The organism is Pedobacter caeni, assembly GCF_900129215.1.
Lineage (GTDB): Bacteria > Bacteroidota > Bacteroidia > Sphingobacteriales > Sphingobacteriaceae > Pedobacter > Pedobacter caeni.
This window is the reverse complement of the sequence record NZ_FQUQ01000001.1, coordinates 297184-320927: the sequence shown is the minus strand read 5'-3', so window position 1 is coordinate 320927 and position 23744 is coordinate 297184. Positions and strand designations below refer to the sequence as shown.

21 protein-coding genes are annotated in these 23744 nt (G+C 42.0%); 3 read left to right on the top strand and 18 right to left on the bottom strand.

The window, feature by feature from the left end; genetic code table 11:
- Positions 1–28 precede the first annotated feature (28 nt).
- From BUC20_RS01215 to BUC20_RS01145, 15 genes are all read right to left on the bottom strand, one after another.
- Positions 29–1330: a hypothetical protein gene (locus tag BUC20_RS01215; protein ID WP_143166655.1), complete on the bottom strand. Its 1302-nt coding sequence runs from the start codon at positions 1328–1330 to the stop codon at positions 29–31.
- 194 nt (positions 1331–1524) lie between these two features.
- Complete coding sequence (locus BUC20_RS01210; RefSeq protein WP_073226365.1) at positions 1525–2013, bottom strand: hypothetical protein; 489 nt, start codon at positions 2011–2013, stop codon at positions 1525–1527.
- 3 nt (positions 2014–2016) lie between these two features.
- Positions 2017–2775 (bottom strand): DUF2314 domain-containing protein, encoded by a 759-nt coding sequence (locus tag BUC20_RS01205; protein ID WP_073226362.1) that lies wholly within the window; start codon positions 2773–2775, stop codon positions 2017–2019.
- A 119-nt stretch (positions 2776–2894) separates the two neighbouring features.
- Positions 2895–3734 (bottom strand): DUF5694 domain-containing protein, encoded by an 840-nt coding sequence (locus BUC20_RS01200; RefSeq protein ID WP_073226360.1) that lies wholly within the window; start codon positions 3732–3734, stop codon positions 2895–2897.
- 50 nt (positions 3735–3784) lie between these two features.
- Entirely contained in the window at positions 3785–4216 is a 432-nt protein-coding gene (locus BUC20_RS01195) for a hypothetical protein (protein ID WP_073226357.1), read from the bottom strand.
- A gap of 159 nt (positions 4217–4375) precedes the next feature.
- Positions 4376–7495 (bottom strand): error-prone DNA polymerase, encoded by a 3120-nt coding sequence (locus BUC20_RS01190; RefSeq protein ID WP_073226355.1) that lies wholly within the window; start codon positions 7493–7495, stop codon positions 4376–4378.
- Positions 7496–7506: 11 nt separating this feature from the next.
- Positions 7507–9015 carry a Y-family DNA polymerase gene (locus BUC20_RS01185; RefSeq protein WP_073226352.1) on the bottom strand — a complete coding sequence of 503 codons (1509 nt, stop codon included), beginning with the start codon at positions 9013–9015 and terminating at the stop codon, positions 7507–7509.
- 5 nt (positions 9016–9020) lie between these two features.
- Positions 9021–9758, bottom strand: a complete 738-nt coding sequence (locus tag BUC20_RS01180; protein ID WP_073226349.1) for an ImuA family protein — start codon at positions 9756–9758, stop codon at positions 9021–9023.
- Positions 9759–9923: 165 nt separating this feature from the next.
- On the bottom strand, positions 9924–11933 hold the full coding sequence (locus tag BUC20_RS01175; protein WP_073226347.1) for a S9 family peptidase: 2010 nt from the start codon (positions 11931–11933) through the stop codon (positions 9924–9926).
- Positions 11934–12143: 210 nt separating this feature from the next.
- A complete protein-coding gene (locus BUC20_RS01170) occupies positions 12144–12896 on the bottom strand; it encodes a DUF72 domain-containing protein (protein ID WP_073226344.1) in 753 nt (250 codons plus the stop codon).
- A gap of 194 nt (positions 12897–13090) precedes the next feature.
- Entirely contained in the window at positions 13091–13675 is a 585-nt protein-coding gene (locus BUC20_RS01165) for a DUF4136 domain-containing protein (RefSeq protein ID WP_073226342.1), read from the bottom strand.
- Between the two features lie 184 nt (positions 13676–13859).
- Entirely contained in the window at positions 13860–14660 is an 801-nt protein-coding gene (locus BUC20_RS01160; RefSeq protein ID WP_084528434.1) for a siderophore-interacting protein, read from the bottom strand.
- A gap of 35 nt (positions 14661–14695) precedes the next feature.
- Entirely contained in the window at positions 14696–15922 is a 1227-nt protein-coding gene (locus BUC20_RS01155) for an MFS transporter (protein ID WP_084528426.1), read from the bottom strand.
- Between the two features lie 78 nt (positions 15923–16000).
- A complete protein-coding gene (locus BUC20_RS01150; RefSeq protein ID WP_084528424.1) occupies positions 16001–16849 on the bottom strand; it encodes a helix-turn-helix domain-containing protein in 849 nt (282 codons plus the stop codon).
- A gap of 8 nt (positions 16850–16857) precedes the next feature.
- Positions 16858–17265 (bottom strand): hypothetical protein, encoded by a 408-nt coding sequence (locus BUC20_RS01145; RefSeq protein ID WP_073226336.1) that lies wholly within the window; start codon positions 17263–17265, stop codon positions 16858–16860.
- A 180-nt stretch (positions 17266–17445) separates the two neighbouring features.
- Between BUC20_RS01145 and BUC20_RS01140 the strand changes: the two genes are divergently transcribed.
- The 3 genes from BUC20_RS01140 (at position 17446) to BUC20_RS01130 (ending at position 19563) form a co-directional block, all read left to right on the top strand.
- The gene (locus tag BUC20_RS01140) at positions 17446–17658 is read left to right on the top strand and encodes a hypothetical protein (protein WP_073226334.1); all 213 of its coding nucleotides are present in this window, start codon (positions 17446–17448) and stop codon (positions 17656–17658) included.
- 156 nt (positions 17659–17814) lie between these two features.
- A complete protein-coding gene (locus BUC20_RS01135; RefSeq protein ID WP_073226331.1) occupies positions 17815–18663 on the top strand; it encodes a helix-turn-helix domain-containing protein in 849 nt (282 codons plus the stop codon).
- A gap of 105 nt (positions 18664–18768) precedes the next feature.
- Positions 18769–19563, top strand: a complete 795-nt coding sequence (locus BUC20_RS01130) for an alpha/beta hydrolase (RefSeq protein WP_073226328.1) — start codon at positions 18769–18771, stop codon at positions 19561–19563.
- Between the two features lie 68 nt (positions 19564–19631).
- On the opposite strand, the gene BUC20_RS01125 is transcribed toward BUC20_RS01130, so the two are convergent.
- From BUC20_RS01125 to BUC20_RS01115, 3 genes are read right to left on the bottom strand one after another with little or no spacing between them, the layout of a single operon-like run.
- A complete protein-coding gene (locus BUC20_RS01125) occupies positions 19632–20978 on the bottom strand; it encodes a Gfo/Idh/MocA family protein (protein WP_073226326.1) in 1347 nt (448 codons plus the stop codon).
- Between the two features lie 4 nt (positions 20979–20982).
- Positions 20983–22107: a phosphotransferase enzyme family protein gene (locus BUC20_RS01120; RefSeq protein ID WP_073226323.1), complete on the bottom strand. Its 1125-nt coding sequence runs from the start codon at positions 22105–22107 to the stop codon at positions 20983–20985.
- Positions 22108–22134: 27 nt separating this feature from the next.
- The gene (locus BUC20_RS01115; protein ID WP_073226320.1) at positions 22135–23694 is read right to left on the bottom strand and encodes a right-handed parallel beta-helix repeat-containing protein; all 1560 of its coding nucleotides are present in this window, start codon (positions 23692–23694) and stop codon (positions 22135–22137) included.
- Positions 23695–23744 lie beyond the last annotated feature (50 nt).

Sequence of the window (23744 nt, the reverse complement as noted above, 5' to 3'; positions counted from 1 at the left end):
TTTACGATACAGGGAAGGCATCGTATGGCTATTCTTCTGATTTCATCAGTTCTGCTATTTCAAATTCTAATACACTTGATTTGCCCTTTAACCAAACCTGTCCACGAACAGAGTCGCTGGATTGTATTTTAATCTTTTTATTACTTAATGTTATTTTTTGCAGCCACAAACGCAGTTGTGAATTCCTGGCTTTCCCGATTTGATGTCTCTTTGTGAGATTTTGGCTCTTGTCTGTAAGGTTGAAAAACACCGGACACTCCTCTTCCATGCTTCTGGAAAAGTAAGTGATGTTCAGCGTATAATGATCGTTTTCAACGGTTTTGAAATGTAATTCTGTATCAGTTCCCTGCTTCGTAATTTGATGAGCAACCTTATCGATGACATTCTGATCAAGGTTGTCAATCGTTGCAATATCTTTTAAACCTGCCAATATCATTTGAAATACTACGTTCTCCTTTTCCTTATTTGAAAGTGTTTGGTATTGATCAAAATCGATCACTGAAAGCCCATTTACATACCAATTTTCAATAGAAAATGAACTTTTTAAAGCTTCGTCCATTGTTTTTGCAACTTGAATATATAAATGATCGTATACTGGACACATCAGGCCTGCTCTTACGAGTAAATTCAAAAAAATCTCCGAGTATATATAATCATAAGGATAAAGCGCTTTGTTCGGCAGTCCGTCGTAATAAACTCTCAAATCCCTTATGAGCTTATTCTTGGGTTTATTTGTGATCTGCCTTTCAGTTCTTAACTTATTTGCCCTGGCAAGTGTATCATCTTTTACTTCTGTTTTTTGTGTCGTATTCAGGTTTTCCAAAAAGTCGGAATTGATTTTTTCCTTTATGGATAACAGAACTTTGTTGAAATCTTCATGATCAAAAAGATCTTCCTTTTTTAATTTGGCGGTTATGATTTGAGCAGCTTCTAAATATTTATCGATTAAAATCTGACCAAGCTGTACTTCTGAGATGTTTGTAAATTGAGCTTCAATTTTAAATTTATGCTTATACTCTTTTTGTTCTCCTTTGTCAAAATGTTCTGAAAATTCCGGTGCCTTAAGGGCGATGTCAATTTTCTTGTATCTTCTGTTTAACCTGGATTCAGGGAGCGTATCATAATATTTTTTAAAAGTTATTTCCATGCCGGCAACCCCTGGCAAAACATACATTGGTGGATAAGAAAGTTTTAGCCAGAGTTCGTCAAATGAAGATTTAAACGCTGAGTTGTCCAACTCAGTCTGTATAAACCGATCTAAATGCCGTAGATTGCCATTTAGCACTCCTCCGTATCGTGCTGCAGTATTTGGTGTTAAATATATTTTCATTATTTCATTCTCCTGTTGAGTTGAGTAGGTTTCTAAAATAGAATAAATAGGTATGATCTGGATAATGATACAAAGTAACCTGTTCAGCTTCTGAACGGCATTACAACATTGATGGTAATCATAGGACTATCCATGGTTTATTCATATGACCACTAATCCAACAAAGAGAAATTTCATGAATCAGATAGGTTATACTAAGGAAAATAGACGTTGAATTTTGTTTCGTTTTGTATAGGGTCGTCTTCGTAAATTTTTTCTTTACTAATCGTAATTTTGACCTTGTTTTTAATAATCTCTAAGCTTTCATCACTTTCGTCAATAATGGTCGCTGATTGCTTATAAAATTCCTTTACTTTGGCAAAATCATCTTTGGTAAAAACATACAAATTTCCTCCCAGTTTATTTTTGCTATCGGTAGAAACGTTGAAGTAAGTGGTTTGTCCGCTGGTATAATTTGGAACAATGTTCGTCACAACCTTTGGAAGTTCTTTTGCCCCATCGCTTTCTCTGTAATAATAAGATATGCCACCTTTATCATTGGGTGTGCCTGCTGCCTGCTCATTTGCTTCGTAATAGTTGACGACTAAAACTGCGCCAATTAATATAGGCGCAGCGATTGCAATGCACAGCAATAAAAATTTAAGTCGTTTTTTATCTTTTAAAAAGAAAAATAAGTTGTCCATATACTAGTTTTCGAGTAATGGAATAATTTGCTCCCACCCTACCTGTTTTGCCAGGTCAAGGGCAGACTTGCCCTCTGCAGTCTTTACATTTTTATCAGCACCCAATTGCAGTAGAACTTCAACGGAAGTCCTGTTCCCTGCTACAGTTTCTCTATGTAATATCGTATATCCTGCATCATCCTGATTGCTGAGTTCTGCAGGTTGTTCTTTAATGAACTTGGCTAAACTTTCCTTCATATTGATACTCATTGGATGCTCAATGAGGTTTTCAGGGCGTTGTTTTTGTTCATAAACGATAGAAATATCATTATAATCACCAAAGTCCAGTCCCCATGCTTCATCATGTTCTTTACGCTCCTGATTGTCCATACCAGATCTCAATACCTGTATGGTAAATCCTCCATAGGTTTTTCCTCCACTGGTAAACAACCAGTCGCTGATCTGGTTTAAGGGCACTTCAACAAAGTCCCCGTTTTGAACGTTCGACAGTTCAATCGGATCATTTACCAGTACCCCACTAATGCTATACCCATCAAAATCTACCTCACTGATCCACATATGCTCAACGATAGGCTCTGTTTGATAAGATACATTTTCCATAAAAGCTACTTTTGCAAAAGCGAGGTCAAGTGCAGGAACAATCCTGTGGTGCTCCCAGGAGAGTTCTCTCCAGAAGTATTTGAATGTTTCCTGTGCTTTATGAAAAGCGTTGTTCATTTCAGGATTATCTGCTTTAGAAAAGAAAGTTAGGTTATCTGCCATAATTAATATACGATTAGATCGATGCTTTAAAGTTAATTTAATACGTGTTTAAATTAGTAATTTTTTATTTACCTGAGCTTATAATGGTTAACAATGCAGTTGAATATTACATTTGTTTTTTAACGTAGATAATCCAAAACGTTCACCAACTCAAACTGAGGTGAGCTCTCAAATAAGTGTTGCAGAATAGGAATATGACCACTTCCAAATATGACCAGTATTCTGTCTTCCTTGCCAGGATTAGCCTTCAGGACATTGTTGAAAATCCTTAGGTTTCTGTCGTACCAATCCAGTGCAATGAAATCCGGACCATTGTGGTTGCTGGTTTTGTTCTCAACCAGATATTGCCCCAGGTTATACTTCAGATTTTCTGGTTGGTTCAGGATTTTCAGGTAATCGGCAATTGATGTCGTCTGTAGCCTGCTCTCCAAATGACTGTACCAGGCATGGTACTTCTTCGACCAATTATTTGCCTCAGCCGTATCAAGATAGAATTTCTCATCCCAGATATTGGATAGCGATGCAACCTTTTTAAGGTTTTCCCTGAAATAGCTTGGCGCATCGATCGCAAATACCTTCTTAAGCTTATTCGCTTTTGCTATTCTAAACCCTAATTGTTCGGCTTCACTAACATTTAGCTCGTATTCCGATTTGATGTAGCGGGTGTAGTTATCATTTAACAGTGAATCTGTGGTCTGTTCCAGGCATATAAGGGTAGGTTTAAACTGACTGATTTTGTTCACCGTTTCCAATACTTGTCGCTGCCTCACACTATCCAGAATATTGATCTTATTTTTAGACTTATAGGTATCCAGGTTTGGATTATCAAAATGGAATGTTCCCAGGAGCATCACTTTGGTTACTTGCCCGTCATTCTTCAAAAAATCTTCAATACGTTGCTGGGAATATGCTGTACTAAATTGAATAAGAAAAAATAGCCCGGTTAAAAGATATTTCATAAGATAAGTTCAAAAGATTTTAGGATCAGTTTTAGTTTAAAATCGAAAAATTATTCTAACAAATAAACCACGGAATTATAATCAGCAGAAGTTGGCGCATCGATATAAAATTTTATTTGATTAGGAGTTATTTCCAGAATTTTATAGATTCTTCCTTCATATTTTAACTCTTTATCAGCTAAATTATAAGTACCAACAACATCATCCTGTTTGGATAGGAAGCAATTGTTCGGGTCATCTTTAATGATATTCAGAACCCCATTTTCTTTAAATTGGTAGGTGTAATCAAGACAATCTCCTGGATAATACACAATTTTTCCTTTCGGATTTGTGCTTACATTTTTATCAACCTGCGCTATTTTCCAGGATTTTGAGGTCAGATATTTCTTTTTATCAACATCTATTTCAGTTTTCTTTTTGCAGCCAATTAAAATTAATGTTGCATGAAATAAGGTAAATAATAGTAGAGTTTTATTCTTCATAATGAATCGTTAATTACAACAATTATACAAAAAATAACCAATAACGATCATATTTTACACGCCTTATATACATCCACCAAAATCATCACCCCTCTCACCTGCTCATAGCATAGTTCGATTTCCTGACCAATACCCTGAGGCTTTTTGCATTTATAAGCTTTATTTGAAATTCCGGCCTCCATGAAAGACCCCCTTAAGACTTCCTAATAGTTTAGTCAGATCTACACATTTACTGACGATCACATGCACAACCTGTCCTTCACGCTGTAGCCGTCCCTCCACCATTAACAACCTTGACTGCAAAATTTCTTTACGATAGGTTTCAAACAGCTTTTCGAACACCACCAGATTGGCAAACCCGGTCTCATCTTCAATGGTAATGAAGCAAACACCCGCAGCCGTTCCCGGACGCTGTCTGACCAGTACCAGGCCTGCAACTTTTACCAGCTGCCCGTTAGTGGCCTCCTGATTGATCCTATGGCAGGACAATATGCGCAGCTGTTCCAGTTGCTCCCGGACAAAGCTTACCGGATGTGCCTTAAGGGAAAGGCCTACAGTTGCATAATCCTGTACCACATGTTCGCCCATACTCATAAAGGGCAATTCAACCTGCATTTCCAGCCTGCTTTCTGAGGGCTGACCTTTAAAAATTTCGACCGGTATATCCTGTAATGCCGAAACTTCCCAAAGTGCCCTGCGACGATCCAGCCCTATCGAGCGGAAAGCATCTGCATCTGCCAACCGTTCCAAGGCAGTAAGTGCAACACCTGCATCCCGCAATGCCGTTACAGTTTTATATCCATCAGCCCTTAAAGAAACCAGCAGTTCCATTTCCTCTTCAGAAAGTCCCTTGATCTGCCTGAAACCCAAACGGATGACATGATATTTCCCGGACCTTTCTTCCAATAGATTGTCCCATGATGAATGATTAACATCTACTTCACGAATGCTTACCTGATGTTTTTTGGCATCAATTACGATCTGGGCAGGCTGGTAAAAGCCCATTGGCATACTGTTCAGCAGTGCGGTAGCGAACACATCCGGATAGTAATGCTTAAGCCAGCAGGAAACATAAACCAGCAAAGCAAAACTTGCGGCATGACTTTCCGGGAAGCCATAACTTCCAAACCCTTCCAGTTGTCTGAAGATCCGTTTGGCAAAGTCCTCGGTATAGCCTTTTTCCAACATGCCATTGATGAGCTTTTTCTCATACTGATTCACCTTTCCTGTGAATTTAAAGGTCGCCATACTTCTCCGGAGTCCATCAGCTTCAGCCGGTGTAAAACCTGCGGCAACGATGGCAATTTTCATCGCCTGTTCCTGAAACAATGGCACACCTAAAGTTCTCTCCAGGATTTCTTTCAATTCAGGGGAAGGGTAATCCACGTCCTCTTCCTTATTACGCCGCCTCAGATAGGGATGTACCATATCTCCCTGAATAGGCCCTGGCCGCACGATGGCCACCTCTATCACGAGGTCATAAAAATTCTCTGGTCTTAAGCGGGGCAGCATCGACATCTGAGCCCGGCTTTCAATCTGGAACACCCCTAAAGTATCCGCAGCACTGATCATATTATAAACCTCAGGGTCATCCTGAGGGATATTTGCTAAAGTCAGGTTCAAACCGTAATGTGCCTTACACAGATCAAAGGCTTTACGGATACAGGTCAGCATGCCCAATGCCAGAACATCTACTTTTAAAAACCCCAGTGCATCAATATCATCTTTGTTCCATTCGATGTTTGTCCGGTCTTTCATCCGCGCATTCAGTATCGGACAAAGATCTGTCAGCTTCCCCTGAGTAACGACAAAACCGCCTGTATGCTGCCCCAGCTGACGGGGAAAACCCATCATCTGTGACGTCAGTTCCAGTGTTTTTTTTAAATGTGGATCTTTAGGGTTCAGGCCTTGTTCGATTACCCTTTCACTTTCGAACCATTCATCGGTGTATTCCCAGAGCGAAGCAGAAAGCCGGTTGATCGTATCAACCGATAAGCCCATGACCTTGCCCACATCCCGGATCGCTCCTTTTTGATGCTGCTGGGTAACTGTGGCCACAATTGCTGCCCGGTCGCGGCCATACTTGTTATAGATATATTGCATGATCTCTTCCCTCCTTTCATGTTCAAAATCCACATCGATATCCGGTGGCTCATTACGGGCAGGAGAGATAAAGCGTTCGAACAGCAAATCAAACTTCATGGGGTTCACGGAAGTCACACCCAGACAAAAGCAAATGGCTGAATTTGCTGCTGATCCACGTCCCTGACACAAGATGCCCCGGCTGCGTGCCTCCCGTACAATATCTTCCACAAACAGAAAATAGTTCGCGTAATCCATATGCTCCACAAAGTTCATTTCATGATTAATCATGTTTACTACCTTTTCCGGTACTACATCTCCGTAAAATTCATGTGCACCTTTCCAGGTCAGGTATTTCAGTTCTTCCAATGGAGCCCTGCCGCTTTGGTTGATTTCTTCCGGATAGGTATATTTCAGCTCATCCAAAGAAAAGTTGCAGGCTTCGGAAATGGCCAGGGTATTTTCAATCGCTTCCGGATACCTGCGAAACAGGCGCTGCATTTCTGCCACAGATTTCAAATGACGTTCCGCATTCTGATTTAAGCGGAAACCAGCTTCCTGAATCGTGCATTTTTCTCTGACACAGGTCAGCACATCCTGCAGCTCCCTTCGGGAAGGATCATGGTAATGTACATCATTTGTTGCCACCACAGGAATTCCATACTTTTCAGACAATCCGGAGATTCTGAAGATCAGCTTATCATCATTGCCGAGGTAAGTCCGGGTTGCTGCCAGATACAACTGAGCACCGAGTGCTTCTTTGTATTGCGCAACGGAGGAAACAAAAGTCTCTTCAAATTGAAACTTCCGGTTTAACACACCTGGCATGACCACCGTAAACAACATTCCTTTGGCATGTTCATATACATCTGCACAGGAGAGATGACATTGTCCTTTCTCTGCGCGCAGGTTACCTTTACTGAGCAATGCCGACAAACGGCCATAAGCCGCTGCATCTGTAGGATAAGCCAGTAAGCTGGGCCCATCCAGCAGATCCAGTCTGCAAGCCGGAATGATGCTGATGTCTTTTTCGCGCGAGGCGACATGTGCCCGCACAATTCCCGCCAGTGTATTGCGATCAGTGATTGCAATCTTTTTATAGCCAAAAGCTGCTGCCTGATCCACCAGCTCATTTGCATGGGAAGCCCCGCGCAGAAAGCTGAAATTAGAAGTTACCTGTAATTCACTATATCCCATAACACGTCTTTTTAAGCAAAAAAACCATGTATAAACCATTTGTATTTCTGTTCTCCGCCATAATGCCCTGAACGGAACAACCAGTAACGCTGTCCTTTCTCATCCTCCACCTGATAATAGTCCCGGTGTTCACCTTCATCCAGCCACCATTCCCTTTCGATCCGTTCCGGACCATCTGCCTTTAACACCGAATGCTGTAACCCCTGATAAATAAAAAATTTGGGAGGATGATCCGGTATCAGGGCCATCACTTCGATCGGCGCAGGTCTGGCCAGCAATTCAGTTGGCCTTGGCTTGTCCATACGCCATTCAGATACTGGCTTTTCGGTAAGGGATACTGTGCGCTGTAAATAACGTTCCGGCCAGTAACGGGTAGCAGGCAGGTAACGCTGGATCACCTCCGGTCCTATTTTTCCCGCTACCCGATCCAATAAACGCGTCACACTTTCATTATCCATTCCGCGTTTTGAGGTCCACATTTCTTCCTGTGACACGTTTAGCGCATCTACTTTTGGCGCTTCCAGCAAGAACAGCTCAATGCCCAGACCGGGGCGGATTTTATCTATTTTTAATTGAAAAAGTTTAAATAAGTGAGTTACATTATGGCTGGGAGCGCTGGTACCAATACCAATCTGCACCACCTTTCCATCAATGCGATAACCAGTGAGCAGGCCGGTTCTCAAACCCTGCCCCTCCTGCTGAAGTCTCTTGCATAAGCTTTCCAACATTCTGCTGATGGCAATCTCAATCCCTGTTTTGGTCCTGATCGGCTCTAAACAAGGAAGCCTTTCGCAAAATGGAACGGGCACCTGCAAAGGCTGCAACATTTCATCTTCAGTTCCCAATGCCTGGGCCATCCGCTGTAGAAAATGTTCTCCAAATCGTCTGCGCAAGACGGATCTGGGCATTCCGATAAAACTTTTGATTTGATAAAACCCCAGCTTGTGGAGTTTAGTAAGTACTGCCTCCTCTAATCGCAAGGCTTCAGGAATCAGCGGTAACAAAGCTTCCGTTTGGCCGCCTGCAGGGATAAGGGGTGTTACTGTACCATACCTGGACACCGCCCATGCAGCTCCAGGCGTATCAGCAATAGCTACCCGCACGTCATAACCTTTACTTTTTAGCCGCTCAATAATTTCCTTCAGGTACTCCCGCTCGCCTCCCCAAAGATGCGGACAACCACTCACTTCCAATAGCAAGCCATCCTTAGAAAATTCATCAATGGCAACTACCGGACAATAACGCAGGCACCATTCCCCAATTCCGCGCAGCAACTTAACCGGCCGGCCGGGTTTATCATCCAGCACTTCCAGACCTGGACAAATTGCCTTTGCATCCGCTACACGCATTCCTTTCTCAATCCCTTGCAAAACTGCCAGCGGACCGACGGCAGTAATCATCATCCGCCCATGATCCGGAGCGGCGAAAATAAAAGGCACTTCTTTAAGTTCCGGCCGGCGGATCAGCTGCCAATCGGACAATAAACGACGGAACCATATGGAAACAAATCTTCTTTGCATAAGCGCTATCCTATTTGCAGGCCTGGCTGCTCGGACCAGCGGGCATCCTGTAGTTGTGGGATGACCTCTGTAAAGCAGTCGCCCGACCATTCCATCACCCAGCTGCCCGGATTGCCGTTACGCACTTTCAATAATTCTACCTGCCAGCGCGGAAATCCAAGTCCGGGTAATCCTTCCTCATTCTCACTCGGCAATGGTCTGATTTGCCAGCGTGCAGTTGCCAATGAACTGACCGCCTTTCCGGGGTCCTTACGGAGAATAAATCCGGTTACGCCACTTTCTTCGACTGCCAGCTGAAGCCTGCGGGATTCAATCAGACTCAGGTTATTCAGTTCAGCAACTACGGCAGCAAGGCCTTCACATTTCAATGCTTCTTCTGTAATCCAGAGGGCCTCCTTCTCGGTTTTGACATCCATAAAAATGATCCGTTCCGGCCTGACATTAAATGCGGGCAAAGCCGCTGGAAATAAGCGCCGGCTAGTACTCACCCATACACAGGCAGCACCTTCTTCCATTAGTGAGGCCAGCAAACCTGCAATAAATCCATCGCTTGCGGCCGAATGTTCGGGGAGTATGGTGATAAATTCATGAATAGCACGCTTCGGGAAAACGCCACCTGGAAAGGCAAGCTCTATCTGACCGAGACCAATTCGTTCAGTAGCGTTGGCTACTGCAGGCTTAAAGCCCTGCCACAACAGGATATCCTGTTGGAGCTTTTTAACCAGTTCCCTCTTTAAGTCCATAATCTTTCCCCCTTACTAAATAATTACTAATAATATTAGCACAACAAATATAGTACTAAAATTATTAGTATTTTGGAAAAATTTTGGAAAAGATGGGTATAAATGACACTGCCCCTTGTTTCCAGGGGGCAGTGATAAATTTTTCAGTAACTATCTGGTTTGACCTTACTTTTCAGCAGGTTTATGGGTTACCGTTTTGATATCTCTGGTGATTTCTTTCAGACGTTTTGAAACTGCCTCCGGCATATCTTTCTGGTATCTTCCCCCAATTACTTCAGACAGGAATTTTTCCGTTTCGGCATACATTGCCATTTTATTCACTGGCTTATAAAAGCCATGCCCTTCATCATCCGCTAGCAGATAGCTTACTTTTTTACCTTTTTCACGAAGTGCGATGACAATCTGATCAGCTTCGGCCTGCTTCACTCTTGGATCATTTGCACCCTGTATAATGAGCAGTGGTTTATTGATTTTATCTGCACTGAACAGCGGACTGGCTTCTTTTATCCGTTGCTTTCCCTCTTCTGTTTTGGGATCACCAACCATACCATACAGGAAGGCTCTTGCTGCTTCCCAATAAGGTGGAATAGATTCCAATAGGGTAAAGATGTTGCTTGGCCCAACGATATCTACACCTGCCGCATATAGATCGGGCGTAAAGGCCAGTCCTGCCAGGGTTGCATACCCTCCATAACTTCCACCCATAATCACAATGCGGCTTTTATCTGCAATGCCTTTTTCGATCAGGTGCTTTACACCCCAGGTGATGTCGTCCTGCATCAGTTTCCCCCATTGCAGATCACCAGCATTCAGAAACTGTTTACCATAACCACCACTGGCGCGGAAATTCGGCTGTAAAACTGCGTATCCGCGATTGGCTAAAAACTGTACTTCCGGATCATATCCCCAGCTTTCCCGTACGCCTTTAGGTCCTCCATGAACCAATACGATCAAAGGCAGGTTCTTACCATTGGAACTGGCAGGAATCGTCAGGTAGCCTGGAATTTCCAATCCGTCACTGCTCTTGTAGGATACAGGTGTCATTGAAGCCAAATGCGTTTCCACTTTTTTAAGTTCAGGATTTGCGGTATACTGGAAAACCAATTCTTTAGTTTTTGCATCAAAGAAATAAACTTCAGAAGCATATTTATCACCCCAAACTGTGATTAAAAATTTAGTATAGTCTTTGGTGGAGCTGGAAAAATTCACCTCTCTGCCGGGGAACTTGCTTTGCAGGTATTTGTAGTTTTTTTCCCAGGTCTTGTCTTGCCAATAAATATCTGTTTTGTCAGCAGTATAGGAAGTAGAAATGATCTTGCGCGTATTTCTGTTTATAGACAAACCGCCGAAATCTACTTTTCCTTTAGGGTCACTTTCTACTTTTGTCAGCTTTTTTGTCTGTGGATCCATAAGGAAAAGTGTAGACAGATTTAACTCTCCTTTGTTCGTTTCCAGGTAAAATTTCGTATTGTCTTCGTTCCAGTCTAAAATGGAAGCTCCTTCTGTTACTGATGTTTCATAAATAGAGGTGAGCTTGTCCCCTTCCTTATATAGGATCTGCGTATTTCCCTTTTCGTCAGTTTTGTTTAATATCCGGAGGTTTTCATCCCAGTCAAAATCATATCCTGTAATCCTTTCCTTGTTTTCATAAACTTTGGTCAGTTTACCAGTGGAGATCTGCAAACTATACAGGTCATGCCATGCCTTGTCCCTATCGTTAAGGCTAACCATCAGAAGGTCTGGATTTTTGCGGCTTACCATCTCAATTTGTGCCGCTACATCTTTCAAAGGAGTAAGATTTCTTGATTCCGGAATACCCTTTGTAGATTCGGCTATAGGATTAACTGCAAAGACATTTGCATTCTCATCGCCATCTTTATCCTTTACATATAGGATATACTTGCTATCCTTAGTCCAGAAATAACCGCCAAATGGTCTTTTGCTATCGGTCAGCGGACGTGCTTTTTCGAAAGGCTCGTTAAAGGATTTCACCCAGATGTTCATAATACCGTTGTACTCTTTCATAAAAGAGATGTACTTTCCATCAGGACTGATCTGCCCTCCGGAGATCTTAGGATTTCCAAAAAAAAGTTCCCTATCCAATAAGGGGATTTCCTGCGCATGTACAGATTGTAATCCTAGAATGAGGATCATAAAAGAGAATAATTTTTTCATTTAATAGTTTTTTTGAGTTGAGTTGAATGCTCCCTTCGGGGAAGTATTCGAAAGTTTCGTTCGTTGCATCACAACAATATGTTAATGCAACAATGATGCAAATATAAAAATTGCGCGCTAAGTCACAACTCCGTTAACTCTTTATTAACTATCTTTAACACTCTTTAACTAAGCAACAGCTGCCTGGTTTTTTATGCCAAAAAAAACTGTTTATATCAGGTCTTTTAAGGTAAACAAATTTGCTATTGCACTACCCATGGTATTGTTAAAATAGACATATACTTTTTTTCCTTCGGAAAGCCAGTCGCGGATATATCCTGCATATTCGTAAAGCACTTCATCTTCATAGCTTCCTCTATAACTTCCTCCCGGGCCATGAAAGCGCAGGTAAACAAAGGGCAGTTCTGTTTCTATAAAAGGGGTGATTGCCGGCGGTTTATCCTGGATCACCATTCCCATGTTATTTTCTTCCAATAGTCTGAACACCTCATCATGATAAAGCGAAACATGGCGGAATTCAAGGGCGATATTCCACAGAGATTGAGGATCAGCTTCGCGTAATGAATTCATCAGTAAAGCCAGTTGTCTGAGCTGAGCGATCCGTACACCTGGAGGAAACTGGACCAACAGACATCCCTTTTTGTCGCCAACAAGGTCAATCACCCTTAAAAAGCGTTCCACCATATCTGGGTCAAAAGCCAGACCTTTATGGTGTGTGATCTCCCTGAACAGTTTAAAAGTGAATTTGAATCCTTCAGGCACATCATTAGCCCATTTAGCTACAGTTGAACCCATAGGCACCTTATAAAAGGAACTATTGATCTCAATACTGTTCATCATGGAACCATAAAAAAAAAGCCTGCTCTTATCTTTAAATTCTTCCGGATAAAACAATTTATTCCGTACTGGCAGCAGTAGTCCACTGGTACCCGAATAATAAGCGTCTGAGAAATCTCTATCCATTTGCAAATGGTGTATATCAAATTAAAATTTCATCAGCTTAAGTGTTGCTGATGAAATTCTTGGTCATGTCCGGTATTAGAACAGCCTGGTTTAGATATTGTTTAAAATGGACCTGATCTATCAATAATTAAAAAAGACATTTTTAGCAGATGATTTACTGATGCAGTAAATCATCTGCTGCTATGAAACCTTTCTTAAACCGGAAACTTTTTGAAAATGTTTTCTATCACTTCAGGTAATTGATTAATTGCCTTCTCCGGATTGTTCAACTCCCCTTCAGCCCAGCCTCTCCAGATCACCTTTTTACTTCTGCGATCGATTAAGTCGATCATGATACTACCTTGTTTTACATTTACGGTCCGCTGTTCATTACCTACATAAACAGGAAAGGGATTACGGTAAGCGTAATAGTAAAACGCACGGCCACGGTGGATCCCTACACGCGGAACATACCTTCCGGGAGGATCATAATATACCGGTTCGTTATAAGATTTGGTTTCCCTGTTTACCACGGCAGTATACCTGATCAGCAGATCAGGTTTGCGGTTATTCAGCTCAAAACCTCTTTTGTTCAGCTCTGCACTCGCTGTCTCTACAATCTTATCAGCGGCGACATCATTATCATAAACACTTGAAGCTTTGGATTTACCCTCAGGCAACCAGGCATAGGTACGGTATTCATCATTCAGCTTTTTATTGCTGACGGAATAATAATTGTAGCTGGAACAGGACGACAATATAGCCACCAGCCCCAATAGTATTAACATTTGCTTTTTCATTGTTTTCTCTATTTGTGTGAAGTAGAAAAATTCCCATGCTAATTTCTGGCCGGATGTTTAGCGGCCGCTCCTGTTTGTTGGACTATAAAGGATTAAAAAAGATTAATCAGCACTGAAATTGCCTGCAAATAAAAAACCCGCCTGAGCGGGTTTAAGTCATCATCATTGAAAGAGTTACAAATGCTTAGGAACGTCTGTCCTCGGAACGTAGTAATGAAGATTCATCTTCTGATGCTCCCCTTTTCCAATAGGAAACTACAGAATAATCAGCGGGTAACCAGTCCAGTGTCTCTTTAAAATGTTGCCGTATCTTTTTCGCGCTATCAAATTCACCTGCAAAAAAGAAGAAACGTTGCGCGTTGGGGAATCTCAGATATTGTACAATATCAAACAAGTTACTGCCCATTTCAGGATGCTCGTTATAAACCCAGTCAATGCTGGTATTGGCGTGGGAAGACAGGCTGATCATATCCTCTTTACCATATACCTCAAGGATTGCTTTCACTTTTACATGATCCGGCAATTGCTCCATCATTGCCGAAATGACAGGAATAGCAGTACTATCGCCAACAAAGAAATACTCCGCTGCTTCAGGAAACAATGGCCTGTTGCCCTCTTTCATGGCAATTCCCAATTTGCTTCCTGCAACCGCCCGGCATGCCCAGTAAGATGCCGGACCATGATCGGCATGATCTATGAAATCAATCCATAACTCCTTCTTTGAAGTATCGATATGTCTGGTGGTATACGTTCTTTTTACAGAAGCTACCTTTCCGCTTTCTTCTGCATCATCCGGGAACAGAACTTCATCAGAACCGGGCGCAGGGATAAATATTTTGTTGTGTGCACCAATCCTTGCGTTAGCAAACTTTTTAACTTGTTGCTCCGTCATATCAAAGACAATGCGGATATAATGTGGGCTGAGGAATATTTTTTCCTTTACGCTGAAAACCGAACGTATCCCTTTTTTCTTTATGATTTCCATAATGAGTTTTATATGTTTTCTAGATAATCAATGGTTTATTTATGCTGATTTGAAAAGACAATGAATAACGAAAGCAGACAACTAATGGCACCAAATAAGTAAATCGCCTGATAACTGAACCAACCCGCAATGAGGCCGGCAATTGGTCCGGCAAGTGCCAGAGAAAGGTCAAAGAATGCGGCATAGCCGGCTAATGCTGTTCCTCTCATCTGCGGTGCTACCTTTTTTATAGCCAGAACACCCAAGGCAGGAAAGATCAGGGAAAAGCCAACACCTGTAAGTGCACAGCCCAGGAGTGCCATTGTTTCGGTTAACGATAAGCAGATCAGAAGCTGGCCGGCAGCCTCGATGAGCAAAGACACAAGGGCAACTTTATATCCGCCAAACTTGTCGGGGAAAGAGGAGAAAAATACCCTGGTCAGAATGTAAGACATCCCGAAGATCATAAAGGCCATGGAGGGATTACCCCAGTTTTTCGCAGCAAAGAGCAATGAAATAAAGGAAGAGATACAGGCAAACCCAATAGCCGAAAAGGCCAGCCCTAATCCCTGTCCGGAGATGAGACCAATCACTTTGTAAAACGGTGTTCTCACATGCGATGCATCAACCGGTAAAGTTGGGAGTTGAATGGTAGAGAGCCAGCTGATGACAGATAGCACGATCAGCGTAAAAAACACTGAAGAAATGCCGAAAGTGCTTTTCATCCATATCGCCATTGGCGCACCTATTGCGATCCCGGCATACATGGCAATCCCATTCCAGGTCATCACCTTGCCCGATTTCTGAGTGCCTACCAATCCGATCCCCCAGGTTAAGGCACTGGTAATGGATAAACTTTCTGATATCCCATGAACGATCCTCGCGAGGATGATCAACCCTAAAGCAACTAAAGCCAGCTGACTGAAAAATATGGCGATCAGATAGATGACACCAGATAAGATGATCAGCAGTATTCCGATTTTGCTGCTCAACTTCGGGCCTTTAGTATCGGTTAGCTTGCCCGCATAAGCCCTGGTTAATAAGGTAGATAAAAATTGTAGTCCGATCACTACCCCTACCATGAGGCTGGTGAATTTCAATTCGTTTTTTACAAAACCGGGAAGTATCCCCAGGGTCATACCTATGGTAAGGTATATGGCAAAAACCGAAACGATGATGGGGATGATGATTCGTTGAAAACTCTTTTCTGGTTCGGTAGTAATGTGGTTATCCTGGGCTTGAGTACCCTCGATAACTAAAGTAAGGTTATTTGTTTCTTTCATTTTGTAACGTATGTTATTAATTATTATACGGCTACAAAATTAAAGCGCTGGCTTTCTCAAAAGATAGTCAGACAACGGTTATGATTGGACAATTAACGGTTTTATGTTTCTAAACGCCAGGGCAGTCATCCCAACTTGTTTTTTAAAGAAGCGGGAAAAGTAGGCATGGTCATCATAGCCCAGCGCATAAGCAATCTGTTTTACATCGAGTGTGGTATAGTACAGCATCCGCCTGGCTTCCAGGATGATCTCCTGGCTGATCCAATAGCTTGCGGGGAATCCGGTGATCTCCTTCGCAATTTCATTCAGGTAAAGTGGGCTGATGTTCAACATTTCAGCATACGCTTTAACCTGTTTTAAGCTGCTGTACTTTTCGGCGACCAGTTTTTTAAAACGGATCACTGTGTTGTACTTTTGTCCTCCGATCACATGTGCAACATGTTTTGCTTTGATGATGCTGGAAGCGATCAGGGAAGTCAGGCTGTCTGTAAGCGAACTGATGAGTTTTTCACGCAATGGAACTAAGGCATTACCCACCACCTCCTCCAGTAAGGGCACCAATTTAAATACGGCATCGTCTTTTTGAACTGAAGCGATCTGCCCTGCATTAAAATAGGTACTGAAGATGTCCCTGCTCTGAACGGAAAGTAAACTTGTGTCCACAAATAACAACCAGCCCTGAGCGTCCTCAAAACGTAAATATCGATGTACCTGCCCGGGAGCAACGAAAAATAGCGAGGAACCGGGTATAGCCACTTCCTTGAAATCCACTTCCATTAACATAGAACCTGCCTGCTGAATAATGAACATGTAGTGGTCGTCGCGATGAGGCATTTGATAAGGCTCGATATTACTACTTATCGGATGGATCTCTATACCATTCTCTTCCAGTTCAGCTACATGTATAGGTATGGATTGTTTCTTCATAAGGAAAATTAAGTGATGTTCTTTACCACCAGGTACCAGGCTCCGATCAGCAAAGCACCAAAGATAATCTGAGAGATGATGTCTTTCAGAGAAAAGGCAAAACGACTTTCCTGGTCCATTTTTGCAAAACTGATCTCCGTTTGCAATGGATAATAGTTGTGCCTCGCTCTTTCCACAATGATCACGGAATCATTTTTATCATGATTGCGAAACCTAACATTGTAGGAGTAGTTATAGTTATTATAATTACTTGCCGAACTGTCGATTCTGACAATGATGCCCTTATGTTTTTCGCCAAATGCCTTTATTTTAAAATTATCCCCTAAATAATAGTTTGCATTCAAGCCGGTAAATAAAATCGCACATAAAAGAACAAACACAGAAAAACACCCCATCTTGATTTTTCCTTTTTTCATATATCTGATCTTTCTTTGCGCAACATGGCATCAATATTTTAATCCCCTAAAGTAGAAAAATCTTTAATAATGGCATCATCCAAATCGCCTAAGGTCTTCTGTTAAGTTTTTGCACCTCATTAAGTTTTCATTAACATAATGATAATTTATCGTTAAATTAACATTTCCTAATTTCGCAACATGCAGATAGCGACGTATGTAATCTATGAACTTTTGATCAGGATGAAAGAATTAAACCCCGATATTGGCGACTTTGTTTCCTGTAAAAGAATAGAAAAAGGAATCCTGGTACGGACCACATCGGCACCAATTGAGATACCTGAAAACATCTATCAGCAACAGTTTGAAGACCCTTCGGCCATTTCAACTATCGAACTGTTATCTCTCCTTTAATTGTCCTGAAAATAATTTAGGTACTCCCCAAATAACAGCAATGTTCTTGCCTGCTTAACAAATCCAACCTCTGACAAGGTAAAACACCATGTGATGTAGAAAAACCAGGAGATCGTGATTATGATATTTGTCAGGTATCATTTACTTTTACCTGAAATGAAACTACATCTCTCCGATTCAAATTCTGGTGGCCACCTGTTACTAATGAATGCTGAGCAATATTTTGAGCGTCTTGTCTATTCCAAAGACCGCGACAATAAATATTTCAGCATTGTCTGGAACCGGGCAGAGCATCAGACAGTGACGATCGATGGGGAAGAAATGGTATTTCCGGCACAATCTGTTTTACCGCTGATGTTCAACCAATCCTTCTTTTTTGACCGCAGTTCGGATGTAGTTGCCTGGCAATTCAACAGGGAGTTTTACTGTATGGTTGACCATGATGCGGAAGTGAGCTGTGTTGGATTTCTATTTGCAATAGGCAATAATTTGTTTATCAATCTGAACGAGGCTGCTCAGGAAAAGATGTTGTTACTGCTAAATATGTTTATCTCTGAAATGAACACCTCAGACCATGTACAGAACGACATGCTGATCATGTTATTGAAGAGACTGATCATTACAGTTACCCAGCTGGCCAAATCAGAATACCTCCCGGACCCTAAAATGCAGAACGACCGGTTCCATATTATCCGCAAATTCAATTTACTGGTGGAAGGCAATTTTCACAATCAGCATTCTGTTCATTTTTATGCGCAGCAGCTCAACAAATCTCCAAAAACATTGTCCAATCTGTTTGCTTTATTCCAGCAAAAGACCCCGATTCAGATCATCCAGGAAAGAATCATCATTGAAGCAAAAAGACTCCTTTACTACACAGACAAGACTTCCAAGGAAATCACCTATGAACTGGGTTTTGAAGATCCTGCTTACTTCAGCAATTTCTTTAAAAAACACACCTCCTACTCTCCCATTGGTTACAGAAATAAAAAATTAGTGATCTAAGGGAAAAAATTACAATCTATTAGGAAGTATGTCTATTACCTGAGGCTTCATTTCATCCCACCTTTGTATTGTTGATACGAACCAAAAAACTCAACGACAAAAAAGATGAAAACTCAGAATCTAAAAAACAAAATCAAAAGTGGTTTATTGGCCACAACAGTAGCAATCGCATCAGTAGCAGGTACAGTAACTGAAGTAAACGCTCAGGAAATAAAAAATGTAGTATTGGTACATGGGGCATTTGCAGATGGCTCGGGATATAAAGCACTTTACAATGTGCTCAGCAAAAAAGGATATCATGTAACTGTAGTACAAAACCCTTTGACTTCATTGGAGGATGATGTAAAAGCAACACAAGTTGTTTTAGATAAACAGGATGGTCCGGTAATTCTTGCAGGTCATTCCTGGGGTGGAACAGTGATTACAGAAGCAGGAAATCATCCTAAAGTAGCCGCCCTGGTTTATATCGCAGCCTTCCAGCCGGATAATGGGGAGTCTACTGTGCAATGGCTTCAAACCGCCCCGCCTGCACCAGAAAACGGAGTTTTGCCTCCTGATGATAAAGGAATCGTGTATTATGACAAAGCGAAATTCCACAAAGGCTTTTGTGCAGATATCAGTAAAGAAGAAGCTGATTTTATGTACGCTTCACAAGGGGCATTTTATGCAAAAGGATTCATTACCCCGATTACCCATGCCGCATGGAGAGATAAACCTGCCTATGGCCTGATCGCTACAGAAGACAAAAGTATTGCTCCTGAGATTCAACATGCGATGTACAAACGCTCAAACACAAAAGTGACTGAAGTAAAAGGAAGCCATGTGATCTTTATGTCGCAACCAGAAAAAGTGGCCAGCGTGATCATCGAAGCCGCGAAAAAAGGAGTACAGAAAAAATAATAAACACCAATTGAAAAAATCGCATTAACCTGGGGATTCAGGTTAATGCGATTTTTTTTAAAAGACCTTTAAAAGCCGCTATTGTCCAATGCAAATTTACTTTTGGCGGTTTTCCATTTTCCTTTGGTAAAATCAGGAAACTTCTGTGGCATATTTCCCTCTGTTAGAGATTGCTCAGAAAGCGGCGTAATGACACTCATGGTCAAGGAGTCATAGATATCTATTGGCGTTTGTTTTTTCTGTTTTACAGACTCCACAAAAGCATTAAATACAAACCAGTCCATGCCTCCATGACCTGCACCTTCGGCCAGGTGTTCGTATTTTTTCCATAGCGGATGATCGTATTTATCCAGCCATACTTTGGCTTTATCCCATTCATCATAGGTTCCCGATTTCCCTTCTACATAAATAGAATCCGCAACATCCATCCACAAACCTTCTGTCCCCTGCACCCTGAATCCAAGGGAATAAGGTCTTGGTAAATGTGTATCATGAGTTAAGGTGACAGTTTCGCCATTTGCACAGTTCAGCATGGTCGTGATCAAGTCCCCGTTTTTGAAGTTTACAGAGAGGTTCTTATTGCCGGGAGATACTTTCTTAATGTACTGGTGCAAGCCTTTGGATTTGGAGGCAAAGGAAACCAGGTTCGTAAACTGGTTTCCGCAATTGATGTTGATGTAATTCATAATCGGACCGGCACCATGGGTAGGATAAATATCTCCGTTCCGATCGGCATTCCATTGTGTCCGCCATTGTGCTTCACCAACAGCATTGGGGCCAAATTCCCCGCCCTTGCCATCAAAATTTACACCGTCATTGAACAAAACACCTCTCAGATCATGCTGATAACCACCTTCCAGATGAACCAGTTCCCCGAAGACATTATTCCGGACCATATTCAATACTGCGAGCACATCCCTGCGGTAAGAGACATTTTCCAGGGTCATGTAAGGGACATTTGTTTCTTCATACACCGTGAGGATTTCCCAATGATCTTCTACTGTAATACCCGCAATAACCTCACAACCTACATATTTCCCTGCCCTCATGGCATCAATAGCCTGGTCCTTATGGAATTCCCATGGCGTGGCAATGATGACAGCATCTATGTCTTTGCGTTCCAATAGTTTTTTATAGGCATTAATCCCTCCGGTATATTCTACAGGGAGTTTCTTGCCCGCTTTCACAAACTGTGCGCGACAATGTTTTAAAGAGCTCTCCTGAGTGTCGCAAATGGCTGTAATTTCCACATCATCACGAAGGAGTCCTTCACTGATGTGATTCCGCCCCCTTAAACCTACCCCGATATAACCTAATCTGACCTTATCTTTAGTGTTTGCAAATAATGCCTCAGGCATTAAGGTAAGCCCTGCCAATCCTACCAATCCATTGGCGCAAAAATGTCTTCTGTTCATCTGTTTAATTGTTAATTAACTGGTGTTTTCTGGCCTCTTTAAATATCCTGTCTTCCATGGATTCCGAATGTGCAAACAGCTCCTTCAGCAATTGAAGCTGCGCTCTGGTACGCTGAAGATTATGGTGTGTGGATTCAATTTTATAATAACAGTCTCCATTGATATAATCCGTCAGAAACCTCACTGCCTGCATGTAAGGAAGCAAAAGAACCCCCTTGATCAAAGACCTCAACTCCCATTCATTGATGAATTGTCTGGCCTCTTCCATATACCCTTTGGTATAGGCATTAAACAAAGGAATGTTTAGTTTGATGTTCGACAATTCCTTTTCATCCTCGGTACTTCTGTTGATGATCGTGCGGATCGCATCGCCAAAATCGTAGGCTACATAGCCTGCCATTACCGTATCCAGATCGATGACACATTGTGCCCTGTCGTTTAAATTCAGGAGCACATTGTTGAATTTTGTATCGTAATGGATGACGCGTCTGGGTAGCGTAAGCAGCTGTTCATCCTCTTGAAAAAAGGACATGGTATTGGAACAGGCATCAATGGTTTCCAGCTCCTCAGACACAAGAGCAACACGACCAAGTGGGTCTTCGGCCCTGGCCTGAGCCAGCTGTTCCAGTCTTTTCCCCATGTGATGAAAATCAGGGATCACGTCGTACATCAGATCCGGAGAAAGGTCACAAAGCATGGCCTGAAATTTCCCAAAAGCTTTACCCCCTTCATAAGCCTGTTGTTCTGTTTCTACCACATCATAAGTTTTGGTATCCTTCAGGAAATGGCACATCCGCCAATATTCCCCATTACTGTCCTGATAAAAATAAGGCCCTTCTTTTGTAGCCACAAGGGTCATCACTTCCTTGTCAGGGTTGCCCTCTCCCGAGGTCAGCATCTGCATTTTAAGATGCGCAATCACCCTGCACATGTTTTCTATCAGATTGGGTACGTTTTTAAACACCTGGTGATTGATCTTCTGGAGCAGATAATCATGTTCCTCACTCACCAGGTTCTTCAGCCGATACGTATCGTTAATATGTCCTGTGCCATACGATTTCAGTGTAGAGATATCGACATGACATTTAAACTTGGACGTAATTTCAAATAAATTCTCTATTGTTTTCAAAATGAAATTATTAAGGTTTATGGTTAATTAATAAGCTGATTCATCGGCTCCGATGTCTACCCGACCATTTCGCACTCTTGCTTCTTTATCGATGTCGAGTTCTCCAGGTTGAGCCACAAACGAGGGTAAGCCTGCATTGACGCATAAAGAAGCACTGGTTAAATGGAGATTTGGGTTAGGTAAGCTCGCCGAAACAAAGGAAGCGGTTCCGTAACCTGAGTTGAAATCTAAACCGGTTGCGTTCTTAAATGCGGCTAAAGAGCCATAGGTCTGTTGATTAATTGCACCCCAGTCGAAGGTGAGGTTAGCAGCAGAACCGGAAGCAGAAAAGTACTTGTTGTAGTCGAAAGACAGATTCGTAGCATTATAACCAGCAGAAGCAATAATGACAATATTACTTGCCGATTGGATGATGTTGTTTTTTATGGAGAGCTGATCTGTATTTTGAAGATGGATCTCTCCACCCCAGCCTGTTTTTGAGTAATTTTTGAATAAGGTATTATTGGTGATCGTAGTGTTAATCACCTTACTATTAGGCGCATTTGATCCCAAAATAATTCCCGCTTCCACGTTATTGTAGATAAAATTGCTTCGGATATTGATTCCGTCTGTGTTGTTGTTATTGTTCTCACAACCCGCACTTATGCCTGTTGAGTTCTCATAACAGGTATTCCCTTCAATATTGATCCATTTTCCTCCATCCACATAAATACCTGCAGAGGTGGCCACCGGCGAAACGCAACGGTATACCGTATTATTTTTCACATTGCCATTACGTGCAAAATTAACGTTGGCAGGTGCGTTTGTCCAGGAATAATGCCCTGAGAGATCGATACCGATGTTCTTAATGTCGTGAACTGTATTATTTTCGATGAGAAAATTTTCCACGTTACCGGTTAAAGTCAGGCCTTCGCTATATCCTGTATTACAGTTATAGATTTCATTACTACCTACATAGATCTCTTTATACGATGTTCCTGTTGAACCAACTACGATCAATGGGCTGGCATTATCTGTGCTTGTGGGTACCGCACTGGAATTAGTGGTCCAGCCGATATTGTAAATTTTGCAAAAAGTAAAATGAACATCTGTACCGGAACCTACCATGTAAATTCCTTTGGCATTGCTTCTGTAATTGTTTGCAATGTTGATGTGATCGATTCTGATATGGCTTTTACTGGCTATCGCGATCATCTCATTCTGAGCAGAGTTGGTCGCATTAACCCCATCTAAGATCACCACCCCATTGTTATAATTGGTCAACGTGATTGGTTCTGCACTTGAGGCACCTGAATTTGACCAGTACAATCTTTCGTTATAGGTACCTCCTGCTACGTAAATTGTAGCGCCGGCACCATCAGTAGTTTTCCATAGTGCAGCCTGAATGGTTTTAAGCGGCAGAGATGGGGATGTTCCTGCATTCGCGTCGTTTCCGGATGCTCCGTTTACGTAAAAGCTGGTGATGGCCAGTACGTTTTGTGCGGAACTTTCTTTCTGGTTTTTGGTGGAAAGACTACTGATTTCATTTTGTTTGGAACAAGCAGTCAGTATGAATGCGAATATTCCCAATAGGAAGAGATTTTTCATAATGTTTATAGTTTAGTTTTTAGGGGTTCATTATTTGGTTGGTTTGTTGG